Below are 17665 nucleotides of genomic sequence, written 5' to 3'. Positions count from 1 at the left end.
TGTTTATCTCCATTATACAAATAGTGCAAAGAAGGAAATAGTATGTTTTCCTTTTCCTTTTCACAGACTATCATAAGGAGGTGTATCGAAATGTCTCGTCGAAGAAAGCGAAGGCCTTTAGTTGCCGATTCTAGAAATCAGTTGGATCAGTTACAGACGAAATTAATCAGTGAAGACTTAGGTCGATCTTTTACAAGTAAAGAAGAGGCAAAACTAGAACTCGCCAAAGAATTAGGGGTCCCTTTAAAGCCTGGAAGTAATCGTGATTTGCGATCAGAAGATGCAGGGAAAGTTGGAGGAGCAATGGGTGGACGGCTGGTAAAAGAACTTGTAGCGATGTCGCTGAAATCCCTCCAAAAAAATAATAGGTAAAGACAATCTTAATTTTTTTTTAAAACCAGTTCTTCTTTCCAAAAATCAGTATAATGGGGGTAGTATGGTTTCAAGGGAGGAATCAAAAATATGGAGCGTGTCTTGCTACTATCCCTTGGCTTTGGTACAGGACATAATGCCGCAGCTAAGGCATTGGAAAAACAGTTTCATCACCAGCCGGGGATAACGACGGATACGATAGACCTTTTGCAATTGATTCCAAAGACCTTTCACCCCCTGCTGCAATCAGGTTATCAAGGTATGCTTGTCAAATTTCCATCTCTTTATCATCTCTTATACGATTGGACGTATCAATTTAAATTGGTTCGGTTTGTATCCAAAGAGTTGGTAGAGAAAGTTGGTCTAACGATACGTTCGAAAATATTAGCGCGTCTGGAGCAGTTCCAACCAACAAAAATTATTACTACTCATCCTTTTTCACTATTGCTGCTGCCAACAGAATGGGAAAAGGTTCCTACGGTTGGCGTAGTGACTGATTATGAACTTCATCCTATGTGGTTAGTTGAATTGCCGGATTTACTGTGTGTACCGAAAAGAATGTTAAAACGAAATATAATTGATCGTCTGCGTTGGCGTTCTGGTGTCACCGTCATAGAGACCGGATTGCCGATTGAATCGAAGTATTATGAAGAGATCGGCAAGGGACAAGCACGATCTCGCTTATCTTTACCAGCAAATGACCCCGTTATTTTGGTAATGGGCGGAGGTCTGGGATTAGGACCTTTGGAGCAAGTTGTAGATGTATTAGATAAATTGACCCTTATGCAATTTGTTATTTTAACTGGTGCCAATCAATCGCTTTATGAACGCTTAGAGAGAAAAGGTTATCACTCTCATATACGATTAGAAAAGTTTCGACCTGATATGGAGTTATTTATGACAGCAGCGGATCTGCTCGTTACAAAACCAGGTGGAGTAACGATCACAGAAGCGTTAGCGAAAAAGCTTCCAATGTTGTTATTTGAAGCATTTCCTGGACAAGAAGAAGCAAATCAACAGTATTTGGTTCATCATCGTGTAGCATTTAAAACACGGCCTGATACGGTTTGTCTACAAATCGAAAAATTTTTCCGCTCACGGATATATCAGGAAAACATGGAGGAAAGATTTTATCCTCTCATCTCTCCTGATTCTGCTGAACGTATTGTACAAGCTACTTTGGAGGTCGGAAGATCAAAAGCATTCGTCTAATCCTTCATAAAAGATAAAAACCCGAGTTTTTAGAAATTCGGGTTTTTTACGTTGGATTACAAAAGGAAAGCTTGGACCAATTATTTCCTTTTGATAAAATGATGTTGAAATTCACATGGTTTTCATTCAAAGTAAAAGGAATACTTGTCATTGATTGTTTTTTCTTTTTTGTAAAAATTTAATTTTCCTTCGATCATGATATTTACATAATAATTTTTAAGATAAGGTTGATCATATAGGGATTTAGGAGGTTTTACGATTGGTTATCGAAAAAATCAGTTCTTTTGCAGGAAAAACTTTTACATTATGGGTTATTCTTTTCGCCATTATCGCCTATGTTTTACCGGATCAGTTCAAATGGATTGGGGGATATGTTGTTCCTCTATTAGGAATTGTTATGTTTGGAATGGGGCTCACTTTATCTGGAGATGATTTTAAAGAAGTATTTCGCCGGCCAAAAGATGTAGCGATCGGTGTTATCTGCCACTATATTATCATGCCGGGATTGGCTTTTTTATTGGCATGGGGATTAAATCTACCACCTGAAATTGCAGTAGGTGTTATTTTGGTAGGTTGTTGTCCAAGTGGAACAGCATCAAATGTGATGGTGTTTCTAGCAAGAGGGGATGTTGCCCTTGCTGTGTCGATTGCATCGGTTTCTACCATTTTGGCACCTCTTGTAACACCACTGCTTATTTTGGTTTTAGCGAGCAAATGGGTAGCTATCAATATGGCTTCTTTAATACTTTCGATTGTTCAAGTTGTAATTATTCCTTTAGCTCTTGGATTTATCATCAAGAAATTTTTTGGTAAGCAAGCAAAAGCGAGTGTTAAAGCACTGCCTCTTGTTTCCACCATCGCTATCGTCATGATTGTAGCAGGAGTAGTAGCTGGTAGTCAGGCAAAGATCGCCACCACAGGTCTACTTATTTTTGCTGTTGTTATCTTGCATAATGTACTGGGTTTTTTGCTTGGTTTTTTCCTCTCTCGTCTATTTGGCATGGACTTAGCCAAGCAAAAGGCAGTAGCGATGGAAGTCGGCATGCAAAATTCTGGACTGGGAGTAGCGATTGCCACAGCGAACTTCTCACCGCTAGCTGCTGTCCCAAGTGCTATCTTTAGCGTTTGGCATAATATTTCTGGTTCGATCCTCGCTTCTTTGTTTAGTCGAATGAAGGATAAAAAGGAACAAGTGCAAGAGCATACTGGGAATAAATAAGCAGATAACTTCATTTCTTTCCATAAAAGAATCCCCACTCATGTGAGCGGGGATTTGATTAGTTTGGATTTATTTGTACGGTAATATTCGATAAGCTGGCTACAGTGGTACCTCCGTTGTAACCATTGTTCCAGAAGTAGAGGCTGTATCTTCCACCGCTGACTGCATTTGGATAATAAAAATAATTATACGTGTAGGAGTTTTTTCCACAATAAACTGTTTTTTCTACCCCTGAATAATATTTTGGCTCAATGTATCGTTGCAGCTCCATTGTTTGGGTATTACCAGAACTATTTTTACACCAAACTTTTACTCCTAGTCCACCGCTATAGTAAGTAAAGGTAGAGGTATACGCAGACATTCTATAAGATGTATCTAAAATCTGATAATAAGAAGCGTATGCATTATTGGTGGAGAAAAAGAAAACAAACAAGGACAATATCGCCATCGCAAAAAATAACATTTTCTTGTTGAAATGATCCGTGATGAATGCCATTTTTAATTATCCTCCCAGTCTTATGTTTTTCCTTCTTATCGCTAATAATACTATCTTTTTATGAAAAAAATCTATATTTTATAAATAGAAAAATTTACAAAATGAATCAAAAATACAAGAAAGTCCACCATCTCTTAAAATAGGATAGTGGACTTTTGTTTATCGTTAAACTTTATCAAAGCGGATCGGCAATTCTTTAATGGAAAAGGTAACGGTGCTTTGATTTAATTGGATATCTTCGGTTTGCAGGCGGATATTTTTAATTCGCTGTAACAATTTTTTGATGGTAACACCAGCTTCTATGCGGGCAAGTGGTGCTCCTAGGCAAAAATGAATTCCATGACCAAACGCGACATGATCCATATTTTTCCGATCGAGATCAACTTGATCAGCATTTGGAAAAACACTTTCATCACGATTGGCTGATGCTTGCCAAGCGGCGACTAAATCTCCCTTTTTGATGGTTTGTCCAGCTAGTACCACATCTTGTTTGGCTTTACGGGTTTGATATTGTGCAGGAGATTTTAGGCGCAATACTTCTTCCAGCAGCAAGCTGACATCTTCAGGGTTTTTGGTTATACGTTCTTGAATATCAGGATTTTCTGCTAGCGTCAAGATGGTGCTGCTGAGCCAGTTAGTTGTTGTTTCATTACCAGCCAATAACAGTACCACACAAAATCCTAATAGTTCATCTTCGGTTAGTTTTTGACCATCGAGTTCCACTTGCAGCAAATGTGAAATGATGTCATTTTCTGGATTTTTGGAGCGTTCTGCAATTACTCTTCGGAAGTATTCTCCCATTCCTTGCTGTGCTTCAATAAATTCTTTGCCTTCCTCTGCGGTGGTAGGCTGTTTGACAATTTTAAAACTCCACTCTTTAAATTGAGGGTGATCTTTTGTTGGAACCCCTAGCATTTTTGCAATTACCTGCATCGGAATCGGAACAGCGATATCACGGACAAATTCTATTTCCCCGGAATCGGTAATCACTTCATCCAACAATTGATCTACATATTCTTCAATCCAAGGTTGTAAATCTGTCATCGCTTTGGGAGTAAATGCTTGAGAGACTAATAGGCGTAGTTTTCTATGGAAAGGCGGGTCATTGGAAGACATTGCTTTATCTAAGTAATTGCCTTGTTGTGCTGGCATATACTCCGAAGAGAAAATCTGATAATTGTTAAATACATATCTTACATCTTCATTTCGAAATACATGCCATGTCCCTATTGAACCAAACCACAATGGATAATCTTTGTCATAATAAACAGGATTGTTTTGACGGCTGTCCTTGAGCCAAGCAAAAAGTTCTGCGCCTACTTGTGTCAAGAGAAATCCTCCTCTAAGATGTTATAAAGGTAATATTACTATCGTACTAAATTTTCTGATTAAAATAAACAGTTAATTTCATTTTAAACAATAAATGTTTTTCAAATAATAGGATATTTTTAATTGGATATCTTCCGATAAATGAAGGCGAAACTAGGTGAATATGCATATGAAAAGAAGAATTACAGGGCTGTAGATAGGAAACGCTTTGGCTTTTATCATAAGATGGCAGGTATTTTCCGGAAAATATAATAAATTTTCTTCGGACGGGAGAACTATCTTCAGTGATGTTGAAAAAGAGGATGGGATACGAGGGTGTATACTTTTTTCTCCGTATGTATGGCCTATCAGGGGATTCATTTCTGTTTCCTCATCAAGGCCAAGTGACATCTACTAGCAGATGAAAAGGGATTTTTTCTATCTGACTCCCATTGCTGAGTTGGATATATTTTTTTTCGGTATCTATTTTATCGATAAAGCCGCAGAAATCAGTGATCTCATAAGTTGTTGCATAGGTAGCTAGTATAGGTTGTTCATATTCTAAAGCTTCTTGGATAAGGTAAGTGATCATTTCCCATTGTTGTTCATCTAAAACCGGCGGCGTTATTTTCGTTGCTGATTTTCGCTGTTCAAGCAGTGCCTTTCGATGTTCAGGAAGAAACATACGACTTCCTTCCCATAGGAGATTTTTTCGATCCAGTTCGCTCATCGGTAATGACCTCCGATTTTCTTCGCTCGCTCTACTGCTTGACCCGCAGAAGTGAGAGAAACGGCATGAAGTATAGTTGTACTGCCATAACGTTGTTTGATTTCATCGACTGCCTTTCCAAGTGCTCGCTGCTTATTGCGATCCGCAAATAGATCTAGCTGTATCGGGGAATCGGCAGACAACCCACCGAGGCTGATGCCTAAGGATCGAATAGGAGCTCCATCCCAATATTGATGGAAAAGCTGTTTGGCTGCCTTGAAAATCGGCATCGTTTCATTTTGAGCATATCCTAAGTTTTGCTGTCTTGAAAATCCAGTAGGGCAATCAAAATCAGCACCTCTACAACCCACATGAAGTGTCATTCCAGCTAAATGGTGTCTCCGAACTCGTCGACACACTTCTTCACACAGTTCCAAGAGGATTACTTCGATTTCTTCTGTTGTACGATAATCACGCGGTAAAGTCATATGATGTCCAATCGCTTTTTGTTTTTGAAAGGAAGATCGAGTCACAGGGGATAAATCGATTCCATTGGCGGTCATCCATAACACATGCCCATTTATTCCCCAATGCTTTTGCAGTTTTTCCAATGGATATTGTGCTAGTTCACCAATGGTAGTGATGCCAATTCGCTGAAGATTTCTAGTCATTCTTCTGCCAACACCAAAACAATCGCTTACGGATAGCGGCCATAGTTTTTCTCTTATATTGGTTTCATCAAGGCTAAAAATGCCTCGTTTATTTTTTTTAGCAAAATTATCACAAGCCATTTTACTTAAAACTTTGTTAGGTCCAATGCCTACTCTAGCGTAAACTCCTGTTTCTGCTAAAATCGCTTGTTGAATTTTACTGCTGATGGTGTCACAGTCGCCAAATAATCGCTCACTGCCAGTGACATCGAGAAATTGTTCATCAATCGAGTAGGGCTCTACCAAATCGGTAAAGCGTTCTAAGATAGTAGTGATCTGTAGAGATATATTAAGATATAGTTCCATTCGCGGGCGCACTACTACTACTTCTGGACATGCTTGCATCGCTTCCCACAATGTTTCCGCGTTTTTGATTCCATAGGATTTAGCTATAGGACAAGCGGCAAGGATAACACCGTTTCTACGATTTGGGTCACCAGAAACGACGACAGGACGGTGTTTTAGCTCTGGGTTGCGGGCTTTTTCAACACTCGCATAGAAGGATTGGATATCGACGAGTAATATCATTGCGAACACTTCTTCCGGGAACATATGATTGTGATATCTATTATATGCAAATAGGAGTTCGCTTAGTAGGCTACAAATGTTTCCAGATAAATTTATTCCTAAAAGGGCTTTTGTGTATTCTGTCTTTAGCAAAATGGCACTTTTTTGTCTGGATGGAAATGATGCAAGGATAACTATTAATGAACGGAAACAGGGATAAAAAAATATTTATTTGCATAAGTTTTGCTAAGAGGTGATGACATCGTGGCCGTGATAAGGTATAAGCCAGAAGAGGTACAGCTTTTGGCTCGATTGATGCGGGCAGAAGCAGAAGAAGATGGAAATACAGGTATGCTGCTCGTCGGTAATGTGGGAGTAAATCGAGTCAAAGTCAGATGCTTGGACTTTAAAGACATCAATACCATTACCAAAATGGTATTTCAGAGACCTGGCGGGTTTGAATCGACATTAAAAGGATATTTTTATCAGCGGGCCAGAGATCGCGATGTTCGTCTGGCACAGCGGGTCATCGATGGAACACGAGTTGATCCAGCGTCAAATGCCCTTTGGTTTTTTAAACCGCCTGGAAATTGTCCAGCTAAGTGGTTTGGTCAATCAAATAGCGGAAGATTCAAAGCTCATTGTTTCTTTATCCCTACACCAGCAGATTGTCCCGATGTGTATTAAAAGCGGAAAGTGGAGGAGGTTATGTGATGTATTGGTATGATCCATATGGTGCATATTTGGCAAATCAGCCGCAAGAACCAAGTTTAGCGCAACGAACAGAAAGGAAATACTCAGAAGATTTGCTGGCTAAAAATGTAGGGAAGAATGTTACGGTCTATTTGACGTATGAAAAGAATACAGAACGGAACAATCGGGTGGTGAATGGTGTTCTGCGTCAAGTTGGACGTGATTTTATTTTGGTAACAGATCAGGCGACGGGAAAAGATAATTTGCTGCTCAATATCAATATAGATTATGTCGAATTTAATAATCGAGCAAATTTAGCAGGGAAATAAAATTTACAAATGATCTTGTAAAAAAAGCAAATTATAGGTAATATAAGCTGATGGGAAAAAGAGCCGCTATGGCTCCTTTTTTTGAGCAGAGAAGAGGGAATAACATGCTATCTTAATCTGTATACTTCGAATCTTACTTTACAAAAATTTTATACAGTTTCAAAGGGTGTGATAACAATGGAAGAAAATACAAAATCCACTGCTTCTGTAGGGGTAATAGAAGCACCTATTCCAATGGAACCAACAGAAGTAGAAAATTCTACAGAAACAAACCAAAACATTCACCCTGACTTATTAGATCCTAAAAAATCGATGTGGAAGCCTATCATCGTTTTTCTTATACCATTGATGCTTAGCAATATACTCCAATCGCTAGGTGGGGTTGTAAGTACGATGATCATAGGTCAGGGTTTGGGAGAGACTTCCTTGGCTGCGGTCAGTACGATCATGCCTGTAAGCTTCTTCCTTATTTCCTTAGTGATTGGTCTCGGTTCAGGTAGTCTCGTGTTAATAGGACAGGCGTATGGAGCTGGGAAATTAAAAGAGCTGACGAAAACAGTAGATACCACAATTAAGTTTTCATTTTTACTAGGGATTGTAATGGCATTTATTGGAGTCTTTTTTATTGATGATATTTTGCAAATTATTGGGGCTGCTCCAAGTATTCAGCCAGAAGCCTCTGAATTTGGCAAGATTATTTTTGCCAGTCTTCCCCTCATCTTTATTTATGTAAGTTATACTACTATTTTACGGGGAACAGGAGATGCCAAAACACCTTTTGTCTTTTTGCTGATAAGTACGATATTAAATATCGTCATGACTCCTGTCCTTACGTTTGGTTGGGTTGGACTGCCTCGGATGGGTCTTACGGGAGCAGCAATTGCCAATGTTTTAGCGACCTTGCTCTCTTTTGTAGCACTCCTTTTCTATTTAAAATGGAAAAAACATGTGTTAGCACTAGATCGAGATTTCTTCCGAAATTGGAAACTAGACCTTACCATTTTAAAGTTGTTAATTAAAATTGGTATCCCATCCAGTGTGCAGATGATCGCTATCTCTTTATCGGAAGTAGCTGTAGTATTTTTAGTTAATCAGCACGGGGAACAGGCGACAGCAGCTTATGGAGCAGTGATCCAAGTACTGAACTTCGTTCAGATGCCGATGCTGAGTTTAGGAATGGCCGCAGGGGTGTTTTCAGCTCAGTTTGTCGGTGCAGGGGCGAGTCATCGATTGCAGGCTTTGTTGCGTCATTCGCTTGGGCTCAATTATTTGATCGGAATTGTTTTGATTGGGCTTGTCTACTTGTTTAGTAGTCCTATTCTGAGTTGGTTTCTAAGTGATCCCTCTACGATTGAGATGGCTGATGATGTGCTGTTCGCAGTGTTATGGGCGATGATGATTATGGGAAATGCGATGATTTTGTCAAGTGTCATGCGAGGAACAGGAAACGTGGTCGTACCGACGATCATTGTCATCGGTTGTATCTGGCTGATCATGGTACCAATAGCAGCTGTCTTATCAGGTCCATTGGGACTACTTGGTATCTGGCTCTCGTATCCGATCTCAGACACGATCATGCTCATTGTGTTATATGTGTATTACCGATATGTTTGGAAACAAAAACAGCATGGAAGTTTGTTTGCATAAAAAAGGGCCTTCCTAGGAGGCTCTTTTTTGGTTGCTGGTGCAAAAAATCGCTGTATAAATCGTGTAAGCCATTTCTTTATTCTGAAGGATTTCTTCTACCTTTTGAATTCGATAGAAGAAATCTGATCATCAAAATTACCACCACTTCTTTCGTCTATTACTTTTGAAAAATCAGAAAATTTCTTATTATTTCTAGCAAATATTCCAGCGCTTCCACCTGAACTTTTAGAATCTACCCATAAGGTAACTTCTTTCCCTTTTTTCACAATAAAGATTGCTGAAGAAGCTTTATTATTCCAATCTTTCCCTAAATCTTGACTTTTGCAAAATTTCTTACTTTCTCCTTGGAAATTTTTTTGCTTATACAAAATGACATAAGTTTTTGCACCTCTGCAAGAATCTTTAGCAGCTAAAGAGGAAGATGGTAATCCGAACGTACAAAGAAGTGTTAGGACAAAAACGAAGGAAAAGATCTTTTTCAAAATAAAACAACTCCTTGAATGTTTTTTACTTTATGAATATTATGATATAACAATCAATTTAGAAATTGTTTGACTAAAATGAGTATTTTTCACATCTCTTGGACAAAACAACATGGAAGTTTGTTTGCATAAAAAAGGGCCTACCTAGGAGGCCCTTTTTTGTGTGTTGTGGAAGTCTCAAGTATGTTGACCCAATGTGATGATATAAAGAACAGGAGAGCTGTAATCTGGACCTTTGACAGGGTCAGAATAACCGTTGATGAGCAGTTTATTTCCATTAGGACTCCATTTTATCGGATCATGATCTAGAAAAAATCCAAGAACGTTGACAGCTATTAATTTAGGTTGAGGTTTATATACATCAGAGATATACAGTTCACTGGATGTACTTTTTCCGCCATCGTAAGCCACTTTCTTTGAATCAGGGGACCAACCTACTCCTCCTATATCCAAACTATTATCCACTACTGCTTGTATTTTTCCAGATAAATCCATCACAACAAGGTTTTCTTTTGTCTTTGTATTATCCTTTCCTTCGAATGTTTCGTTTGGATTAACTGGAATGATTTTCTCTGCTGCGATTTTGGTTTTATCAGGAGATATAGTGAAATTCTCAACGGGATTCATTAGCATTTTCGTTTTATTCGTCTTTTTATCCCAGACCATTAATTTATATTCGTCCAAGTAAAAAAATTTATCTTTTACTTGTGTGGTATTAAATGTGTCTTCAAAGTCTTCTACATCTTCGAGAGTATGTTTTATTTTGGCAGTTTTTCCGTTTACATAAACTTCGTATATTCCACCTCTATAGTTTGTAATAATCAATTTTTCGTTATCAGACCAAATTCTCGATTGAATAAATAGATCACTTGAGAATTCAAATGATACAGGAATTAGTTTTTTTGATTCTACATCCATCATAAACCAAAAGTTATTGGTACCATCATCACTGTTACTTGCTTCGATAAAGGCATGTTTCTTATCTGGAGAAGGGTATACATTCCAATATTTATAATTAGATTTGTTAGATTTGTAAATCGTTTCTGCTTGTTTGGTCTTTAAGTCATAACGAATTAAATCATTTTTCTCACTGGTAAAAACCTGATCATTATTCAGCCAATCAATCGCACTTACATCTTTGTATGTGTCTATTTTCTGCATCATCATTTGGTTGTAAGCAACCTCGTTATTGTCCTTTACCGTAATTTTTTCCAATGAGGTGTTCGCACTGCATCCCGCAGCTGTCAAAGTGAGGGAAACTGCCAATACAAATCCAATCCATTTGCCGCTCTTTCTTTTCATTTTTATTCTCCTCTATATGTTGTTAGGGCAATTTTATCGAGCGTATTTTTCAGAAAGATATAGGATTTGTTTCGAATATGTAAAATCATTTTCCATCATATAAAGGAAAGGTGAGACAAACTTCTGTACCATCTCCGTGCTCACTGTGGAAAACAATGGTACCTTGTTGCTTTTCTACTAATTGCTTAACTAACGCTAATCCCAGCCCTGTCCCGCCAGATGATTTGGCTCGATCTTTGTTTACGGTATAAAAGGGTTCAAATATTTTGTCGATCGCCTCAGGAGGAATACCAATTCCAGTATCTTGCAGCTTGATGTTCAAGGTATTTTCTTTTACTTCGCTGGTAAGAAGGATACTTCCACCTTGAACATTGTATTTGATGGCATTATCCAATAAATTGATAAAAATCAGATAAAAACTTTCCTTGTCCATCCAGACAAATGCTTGCCTAAGGTCGCATTTGAGATCAACATCAAACTTTTGTGCTTTTCCGCTCATTCGCTCACATAATTCTGCTAAAATATCACTTGATTCTATTTTTTCTTGTTGAATTTCAAAGTCATATTTTTCTACAGAAGCCAAGTGTAAAACTTTTTCCACTAGATTGTACAAACGCTCTGCTTCTTTTTTGATGTTTTCTCGTGCATCATCTATTAATGTTGGATCATCTCGGTACATCTCCAGCAAATCCATATAAGCTAAAATGACGGACAGCGGAGTTTTAAACTCATGGGTTATATTTCCAATGAATATTTTTTGTTGTTTCTCTAATTGTTTTAGTTTTTTTACTGCCATATTTAACTTTGCTTGTTCTTGCTTCATCGTAATAATATTTTGTTCGATTTGTTGGCTCATCGAATAAATTCCTTGGCTCAGTTTACCGAGTTCATCTGATCGTTTTAGAGGAGGATTGGTGATATATTTGCCCTGTTCGATTTGTTCGGTGGCTTCTTTTAAACGTAAAATCCCATTTGTAATGGGAAAAAAGTAAAAGTAGGAAATCAGAAAACTCAGGATGATAACAACGATGCCAAACTGAAGGAACAGGTTAAAAATGGTATGGTAAAAATAATTACTTTCTTGCAGCGAATAACCAAACCCAATAGCACCAGTGAAGCCGTTATTTAAGGGAGCAACATAATAAAACATATTTCCTGCCGTTTTGTATGCCACTTTATTTTTTAGTCCAAACTGGACTAATTTTGGATCAAAACTGCCAAAACCGGAACTGCCGATTTTTTTTCCTTTGTAATCATACAAAACGATATCCATTCCAGTGATAGTACCTAATCGCATAGCAATCTGTGGACCCATTCTTTGATAGATTTGTTGGTCATCTTCCCAATCAGAATCATCTGGACTGTTTGATTCTGCTAAAATAATCTGTTCCACATACACACTGGCGATATTGCTTTGTTCTCGTAAATATGTTTCTTGCTTTTTCTCTTGGTCATTTTTGATTCCTCTTAATATAAAAAAGCCTAAAAATGCGACTGTAGCGATTAATAGAATAGCTAAGAAAATCCCTGATTTTATTTTCAAACTATTCCTCATGATCGATTATCACCTAATATATTCGTACACTTATATCCAACCCCATGCACCGTTTTTAATAAGTTATCATAAGGGCTTCCTAATTTTTGACGAAGCCGGCGAATATGAATATCTACGGTACGCGTACCGCCTAAATACTCCATTCCCCATACCAAATCTAGTAACTCTTCTCTTGTAAAAACTCGTTCGAGGTGAGAGATCAATAAAAATAATAGATCAAACTCCTTTAATGTAAGCGAAATAAATGTTCCATTGACAACAACTCTCCGCCCTTTTTGATTGATCAACAGGTCATGAAGGGTATATTCTTCGCTCTCACTGGCAGGCTTTTGATGCTTGGATAAGCGACGGAACAATGATTTGACTCTTACTAGTACCTCCCTGATATCAAAAGGTTTGGTGATATAATCATCTGCTCCTAATTCCATGCCGAGTACCTTATCGACAATATCGTTTTTAGCCGTGAGTAAAATCACACCAATATGCTGGTCGGACTCTATTTTACGGCATATGTCATAGCCGCTCATTTTTGGCATCATGACATCTAAGATGACAACTTGAGGTTGAAACTGCCCAATTTTTTGTAATGCTTCTTCACCATCTTGTGCCAATTCAACCACATATCCTTCTCTGCGAAGTGCATAAGAAAGTATATCTCTCATACTTTTTTCATCATCAGCAACTAAAATTTTATTTTCCAAGGAAAAATCCCCTTTTCACGAATGATATAGACTATTGTCGCAAAAAAATAGTCTGATGGAAATTGAAAAAATCATTATATTCCGAAGTTGGCAGGCTGGAATTACCGCTTGACTTGTAATTCATAAGCAATATAATATTCAGCTAAATAGGGGCTTATTTATGCCTTGAAAGTAGATAAATATAATTACTTTTAATTGAGCTTTTGATTGGATAAGTACTTTTATGTAGAAATGATGATAACAATCAAATCTTACTTAAGAAATTATATTTATCGTTTTTTTATTTATAAAATTCCCCGGATTCAGGATTTATCTTAGTTTATACTTTTATTGTTTAGTCATGAGTGAAGTATTTATTTAGAGTGAGAAAAATGGAGGTTAAGACATGGATATCCACGTGGTTCAAGATCTTCTTAGCAAAATGGATATTGAAGTAGATGAATTAAAGATGAATGCTACTCTTGGGGATGATCTTGCAATGGATTCACAAGAGATTGTAGAGTTATATGGTTTGATTGAAGATGACCTTGGAATGAAATTAGAGGATGGAGAAATTGTCCGCACGAATACAATAGCTGAAGTGATAGAAGTGTTAAAGCAGAAGCAGTCAGATAAAAGCCCTTTTGAGTTTGAAAGAGCAGATGAAATCACCATAAACTGTGCACCAGAGCAATTTCGAGAAGCACTGTGGGATTTGAACAAATGGGAAGAGCGTTTGGAACACATTAAAAAGATTGAAATTCGTTATAATGATGGCCAATACCAAGAATTTTTAATGAACGTAGACACAGGTAAAAACCAAGTATCTGTGCGCTCTGTTCGACGAATGGAAAATAATAGAGTTGATTTCTTCCAACCTGAACCGCCAAAATATTTAGAACATCATACAGGATCTTGGATCATCAAAGGAATAGAAAAGAATCAAACACATGTTACCTTGATACATCGTTGGAATCTTAAGATAGATCGGATGGAAGAGATTTTTGGTACCGATGACAAAAATCAAGTTGCTTCCATTGTCAATGAACAATTACATGAACACGCTATCACGACACTAAACCAGTGGAAAAAGATTATGGAGGATGGAGGGGACAAGGGTTGAATGTCACAAAAACGATTGAAATTGGAGCCGCACTGGATGAAGTCTACGCTGCTTATGCCGATATAAAGAAGTGGAAAGAAGTACTTCCAGATTGTTTGGATGTGAAGGTTATATATGATGATGGGCGTCATCAGGAGTTTTTTATGGAAGTAGACCGTCCTACCGGATCAGAAACGGTTCGTTCTATCCGATTTTGTGATCCCATGAAGAAGATTGAAATATTTCAAACGCAAACACCGCCAGGAGTGAAACATATGAGTGGAGTTTGGACGTTTCAAACAAACGGCCAAACTGGTAATACACTTGTTCAAGCCTCTCGAAACTTTGAATTAAAATCCGAAAATTCCACCCTGAAAGATATAGAAGCATTTAAACAGAAAATCTCATTTTACCTAATACAAAATCTCACTTCCTTTAAAACATACATCGAACAAAAACAACGTGCTATTCAAGTATCACAGTTTATTCCAGCCAAAAAAAATGAAGTATTCGCTTTATTTTGGAATATTGGAGAGTGGCAGAAGGTTTGGGACCCCGTGGATAATGTATTGGTGTTGTATGATGATGGCCGTCATCAAGAATTTGCGATGCAGGTGTGGAGAAATGACGTGAAAGAATATGTTCGAACAATTCGTTTTGCTTTGGATACCAATGAAATTGTTTTCTTCAGTCCTGATCCGCCACTAGGATTGGCTTATCATACAGGATCATGGAGTTTTATTGAAGCAAATGATGGAACAAATGTGATAGCTTCTCGTCAGTTTCTTCTTTCCGAAAAGACAGGAGAAGAAAGGAATGATTACCAGTTACGAATGGATCAATACGCAGATGCTCTTACAAAACGGCTTGGGAAAATTCTAGAATCGTTTGCTGTTCATTTTAAACAAAAAAATTCAGGTGAAGCACGATGAAGTTTATTGATTTAAGTGTCACCCTAGAGTGGACTTCCAGCGAACCAGAACCCGTTGAGATTGAATACATCACTCATGAAGAAGGAGCAGAGATATTAGGAGCTCCAGCTGGGCTTTCGAAAGAAGATTTCCCTGATGGTCTTGGGCTGTCTCTGGAACGAATCAAGATAACCTCGCATTCTGGCACACATTTGGATGCTGCTATGCACTATGGCCCGATATGCGAAGGAAAATCAGCTAAGACGATTGAAGATATCCCGCTTGAGTGGTGTTACGGGGATGGAGTTGTCATTCGTGCCGACCCTCATCTTGAATATCCAGTTACATTAGACGAAGTAGTAACTTTTTTAGAGGGTATTGGATATCAGATTAAACCCTTCGATATTGTTCTCATTCAAACGAAAGCTGATCTTTTGTGGGGTAAACCTGAATATTTTACGAAGTTCCGAGGGGTTTCGGTAGAAGCAACACAATGGTTAGTAGACAAAGGTGTAAAGATTATTGGAGTGGACAGCTTTGGATTTGATCCACCGTTTGGGCGGATGCTGGAAGAATACCGATTAACAGGTGATAAAAACGTTTTATGGCCAGCTCATTGCTATGGTCGAAAGCAGGAATATTGTCAGATTGAACGATTGGCCAATCTGCATATGATTCCATGTGAATTTGGATTTAAAGTATCCTGTTTTCCCGTTAAAATTCATCGAGCTGGTGCAGGATGGACAAGAGTTGTAGCAATGATAGAGGAGGAGAATCATTGATGGATGTCGTTCATCATGTGGCTAGTACAGAGATCCGTGCACCACGCAAAAAAGTAAGCGATTTTGTTTCCAAAGTGGAAAACTTACCGATTTGGACTGTTTTTTTTACTCGGGTTGTAGAGAAAAAAGATAATAAATATGAAATGGCAACAAAAATAGGGCATTCATTGACGTGGATTGATGTAAATAAAAAGGCAGCAGAAGATTATCTTCAAATTAACTCGATCTTTAGCAATAAAGAAGAAAAGGCTAATATTTCTATTCAAGATACAGATGATGGTTGCAGGGTGAACTTTCATTTATACCTTCCAAAAGACTCGCCTGAAGATTTTGTGAGGAAAAGCTTGAGTTTGTTGGAACAGGAGCTAGACACCTTAAAACAATATTTTAAGAAGGGGTAACTCCAGATGAAGAAGCGCGTCGTGGTTACTGGAATGGGGGTTGTCTCTCCAATTGGCATAGGGGTAGAGGAATTCTGGAGGAGTAATCAACAAGGAATCTCCGGTGTCAGGCATGTAACGAAGTTCCCAATACCTGAAGATTTTAGCCAAATGGCAGGGATAGTAAACGAATTCACACCTGAAAAATATGACTTTGATCCAACTATGGACCGCAGCTGTCAGTTTGCAGTAAAAGCAGCTACAGAGGCGATAGAACAAGCGCAATTAAAAGATTATAATCCGAGTAGAAGTGCAGTCTATATCTCCAGTGCGATTGGAAATATAGAGAGTATGGAACAGAGCTTTGAAAACCTTTCCAAAAAGGGAACGCAGGAAATCTCAGCTTTTCATGCTGGACCTGTTGTATATGAATGGTTTCAATTTCAGACAGTCAGCCGGATATTAGCGCAAAAGTTCAACTTTACGGGTGGTCATAACGTTATTACTACCGGATGTACTGGTGGATTGGATTCGGTTGGATATGCGCTCCAAGCTATCCAAACCAATTGGGCTGATGTGGTTATCGCAGGTGCAACAGAAGCCCCTATTACGCCATTAGTAGTTGCATCTTTTGGGAAAATCAATGCCACTTCCAAGAGAAACCATGATCCGCAAGGAGCTTCACGACCATTTGATACAGACAGGGATGGATTTGTGCTAGCAGAAGGCTGTGGCATTCTTGTTTTGGAATCATTAGAACATGCGCTAAATCGTGGAGCAAACATTTTAGCTGAAGTGTTGGGTTATGGGAGCTGTAACAATGCGGAGCATATGACAGATATAGCAGAAGACGGAATCCCGATCGCAAAATCGATTCAATTGGCAATCGAGGATGCGGAAATCAATCAGCAGGAAATTGATTTTGTAAACTTACATGGATCTTCCACTCCCCAAAATGATAGAGCGGAAAGTAATGCAATGCATTACATTTTTGGAGAAAGGGCAGGAAATATACCAGTAACATCTGTTAAATCCCAAATCGGACATCCATTGTCTGCATCCAATAGCATCGAGTTAATCAGCACAATTCAGACGCTTCAAACTCATATTATTCCTCCAACGATCAATGTAAAGCAACAAGATCCCAAATGCGATCTGAATGTCATTACTAGATCCAACTATCAAGCTTCTGTACAAACTGCTCTAAAGGTGAGCAGTGGATTTTCAGGTATCCATTCCAGTCTAGTGCTTAGTAGATATGAGGGGTAA

19 protein-coding genes are annotated in these 17665 nt (G+C 38.3%); 11 read left to right on the top strand and 8 right to left on the bottom strand.

All coding sequences use genetic code 11. The features are described 5' to 3' along the window. Window positions 1–90 precede the first annotated feature (90 nt). The 3 genes from AC5WOE_RS02835 (at window position 91) to AC5WOE_RS02825 (ending at window position 2803) form a co-directional block, all read left to right on the top strand. Complete coding sequence (locus AC5WOE_RS02835) at window positions 91–372, top strand: small, acid-soluble spore protein, alpha/beta type (RefSeq protein WP_496048479.1); 282 nt, start codon at window positions 91–93, stop codon at window positions 370–372. 90 nt (window positions 373–462) lie between these two features. Further along, window positions 463–1584: an MGDG synthase family glycosyltransferase gene (locus AC5WOE_RS02830; RefSeq protein ID WP_496048478.1), complete on the top strand. Its 1122-nt coding sequence runs from the start codon at window positions 463–465 to the stop codon at window positions 1582–1584. 259 nt (window positions 1585–1843) lie between these two features. Then, window positions 1844–2803 (top strand): bile acid:sodium symporter family protein, encoded by a 960-nt coding sequence (locus AC5WOE_RS02825; RefSeq protein ID WP_496048477.1) that lies wholly within the window; start codon window positions 1844–1846, stop codon window positions 2801–2803. A 58-nt stretch (window positions 2804–2861) separates the two neighbouring features. On the opposite strand, the gene AC5WOE_RS02820 is transcribed toward AC5WOE_RS02825, so the two are convergent. The 4 genes from AC5WOE_RS02820 to AC5WOE_RS02805 form a co-directional block, all read right to left on the bottom strand. Continuing rightward, window positions 2862–3299, bottom strand: coding sequence for a hypothetical protein (locus AC5WOE_RS02820; RefSeq protein ID WP_496048476.1), 438 nt, complete (start codon window positions 3297–3299; stop codon window positions 2862–2864). A 165-nt stretch (window positions 3300–3464) separates the two neighbouring features. Then, the gene (locus tag AC5WOE_RS02815; RefSeq protein ID WP_496051870.1) at window positions 3465–4628 is read right to left on the bottom strand and encodes a cytochrome P450; all 1164 of its coding nucleotides are present in this window, start codon (window positions 4626–4628) and stop codon (window positions 3465–3467) included. Window positions 4629–5001: 373 nt separating this feature from the next. Next, window positions 5002–5337 (bottom strand): YolD-like family protein, encoded by a 336-nt coding sequence (locus AC5WOE_RS02810; RefSeq protein WP_496048474.1) that lies wholly within the window; start codon window positions 5335–5337, stop codon window positions 5002–5004. After that, window positions 5334–6554: a DNA polymerase IV gene (locus AC5WOE_RS02805; RefSeq protein ID WP_496051869.1), complete on the bottom strand. Its 1221-nt coding sequence runs from the start codon at window positions 6552–6554 to the stop codon at window positions 5334–5336. Before AC5WOE_RS02805 ends, AC5WOE_RS02810 begins: the two co-directional genes overlap by 4 nt. A 243-nt stretch (window positions 6555–6797) precedes the next feature. Here AC5WOE_RS02805 and AC5WOE_RS02800 point away from each other — a divergent pair, with 243 nt between their 5' ends. The 3 genes from AC5WOE_RS02800 (at window position 6798) to AC5WOE_RS02790 (ending at window position 9202) form a co-directional block, all read left to right on the top strand. After that, window positions 6798–7220 (top strand): cell wall hydrolase, encoded by a 423-nt coding sequence (locus AC5WOE_RS02800; protein WP_496048472.1) that lies wholly within the window; start codon window positions 6798–6800, stop codon window positions 7218–7220. A 26-nt stretch (window positions 7221–7246) separates the two neighbouring features. After that, window positions 7247–7555: a spore coat protein GerQ gene (locus AC5WOE_RS02795; protein ID WP_496051868.1), complete on the top strand. Its 309-nt coding sequence runs from the start codon at window positions 7247–7249 to the stop codon at window positions 7553–7555. Window positions 7556–7732: 177 nt separating this feature from the next. After that, on the top strand, window positions 7733–9202 hold the full coding sequence (locus tag AC5WOE_RS02790) for an MATE family efflux transporter (RefSeq protein WP_496048470.1): 1470 nt from the start codon (window positions 7733–7735) through the stop codon (window positions 9200–9202). A 95-nt stretch (window positions 9203–9297) separates the two neighbouring features. Here the strand turns inward: AC5WOE_RS02790 and AC5WOE_RS02785 are convergent, their stop codons facing one another. The 4 genes from AC5WOE_RS02785 to AC5WOE_RS02770 all read right to left on the bottom strand — a co-directional run bounded on the left by AC5WOE_RS02785 (window position 9298) and on the right by AC5WOE_RS02770 (window position 13242). Then, on the bottom strand, window positions 9298–9684 hold the full coding sequence (locus AC5WOE_RS02785; RefSeq protein WP_496048469.1) for a hypothetical protein: 387 nt from the start codon (window positions 9682–9684) through the stop codon (window positions 9298–9300). A gap of 177 nt (window positions 9685–9861) precedes the next feature. Then, window positions 9862–10986: a TolB-like translocation protein gene (locus AC5WOE_RS02780; RefSeq protein ID WP_496051867.1), complete on the bottom strand. Its 1125-nt coding sequence runs from the start codon at window positions 10984–10986 to the stop codon at window positions 9862–9864. An 85-nt stretch (window positions 10987–11071) separates the two neighbouring features. Next, window positions 11072–12529, bottom strand: coding sequence for a sensor histidine kinase (locus AC5WOE_RS02775; protein WP_496051866.1), 1458 nt, complete (start codon window positions 12527–12529; stop codon window positions 11072–11074). Window positions 12530–12537: 8 nt separating this feature from the next. Next, window positions 12538–13242 carry a response regulator transcription factor gene (locus AC5WOE_RS02770; RefSeq protein WP_496048466.1) on the bottom strand — a complete coding sequence of 235 codons (705 nt, stop codon included), beginning with the start codon at window positions 13240–13242 and terminating at the stop codon, window positions 12538–12540. A gap of 385 nt (window positions 13243–13627) precedes the next feature. On the opposite strand from AC5WOE_RS02770, the gene AC5WOE_RS02765 reads away from it, so the two are divergent. The 5 genes from AC5WOE_RS02765 to AC5WOE_RS02745 are packed head-to-tail and all read left to right on the top strand — an operon-like array spanning window position 13628 to window position 17665. After that, the gene (locus AC5WOE_RS02765) at window positions 13628–14344 is read left to right on the top strand and encodes a hypothetical protein (RefSeq protein WP_496051865.1); all 717 of its coding nucleotides are present in this window, start codon (window positions 13628–13630) and stop codon (window positions 14342–14344) included. Next, entirely contained in the window at window positions 14341–15255 is a 915-nt protein-coding gene (locus tag AC5WOE_RS02760) for a type II toxin-antitoxin system RatA family toxin (RefSeq protein ID WP_496051864.1), read from the top strand. Before AC5WOE_RS02765 ends, AC5WOE_RS02760 begins: the two co-directional genes overlap by 4 nt. Further along, window positions 15252–16016 carry a cyclase family protein gene (locus AC5WOE_RS02755; protein ID WP_496051863.1) on the top strand — a complete coding sequence of 255 codons (765 nt, stop codon included), beginning with the start codon at window positions 15252–15254 and terminating at the stop codon, window positions 16014–16016. Before AC5WOE_RS02760 ends, AC5WOE_RS02755 begins: the two co-directional genes overlap by 4 nt. Next, window positions 16013–16417 (top strand): hypothetical protein, encoded by a 405-nt coding sequence (locus AC5WOE_RS02750; protein WP_496048462.1) that lies wholly within the window; start codon window positions 16013–16015, stop codon window positions 16415–16417. Before AC5WOE_RS02755 ends, AC5WOE_RS02750 begins: the two co-directional genes overlap by 4 nt. Before the next feature lie 6 nt (window positions 16418–16423). Beyond that, window positions 16424–17665, top strand: coding sequence for a beta-ketoacyl-[acyl-carrier-protein] synthase family protein (locus tag AC5WOE_RS02745; RefSeq protein ID WP_496051862.1), 1242 nt, complete (start codon window positions 16424–16426; stop codon window positions 17663–17665).

This window comes from Shimazuella sp. NTD248 (assembly GCF_059510395.1).
This window is presented reverse-complemented; position numbering and strand designations above follow the sequence as displayed.

Bases quoted from the DNA above. Each gene is read 5' to 3' on its own strand.
- AC5WOE_RS02835 (WP_496048479.1), top strand. From the start codon at position 91: ATGTCTCGTCGAAGAAAGCGAAGGCCTTTAGTTGCCGATTCTAGAAAT.
- AC5WOE_RS02830 (WP_496048478.1), top strand. From the start codon at position 463: ATGGAGCGTGTCTTGCTACTATCCCTTGGCTTTGGTACAGGACATAAT.
- AC5WOE_RS02820 (WP_496048476.1), bottom strand. From the start codon at position 3,299: ATGGCATTCATCACGGATCATTTCAACAAGAAAATGTTATTTTTTGCG.
- AC5WOE_RS02810 (WP_496048474.1), bottom strand. From the start codon at position 5,337: ATGAGCGAACTGGATCGAAAAAATCTCCTATGGGAAGGAAGTCGTATG.
- AC5WOE_RS02805 (WP_496051869.1), bottom strand. From the start codon at position 6,554: ATGATATTACTCGTCGATATCCAATCCTTCTATGCGAGTGTTGAAAAA.
- AC5WOE_RS02795 (WP_496051868.1), top strand. From the start codon at position 7,247: ATGTATTGGTATGATCCATATGGTGCATATTTGGCAAATCAGCCGCAA.
- AC5WOE_RS02790 (WP_496048470.1), top strand. From the start codon at position 7,733: ATGGAAGAAAATACAAAATCCACTGCTTCTGTAGGGGTAATAGAAGCA.
- AC5WOE_RS02780 (WP_496051867.1), bottom strand. From the start codon at position 10,986: ATGAAAAGAAAGAGCGGCAAATGGATTGGATTTGTATTGGCAGTTTCC.
- AC5WOE_RS02765 (WP_496051865.1), top strand. From the start codon at position 13,628: ATGGATATCCACGTGGTTCAAGATCTTCTTAGCAAAATGGATATTGAA.
- AC5WOE_RS02755 (WP_496051863.1), top strand. From the start codon at position 15,252: ATGAAGTTTATTGATTTAAGTGTCACCCTAGAGTGGACTTCCAGCGAA.
- AC5WOE_RS02745 (WP_496051862.1), top strand. From the start codon at position 16,424: ATGAAGAAGCGCGTCGTGGTTACTGGAATGGGGGTTGTCTCTCCAATT.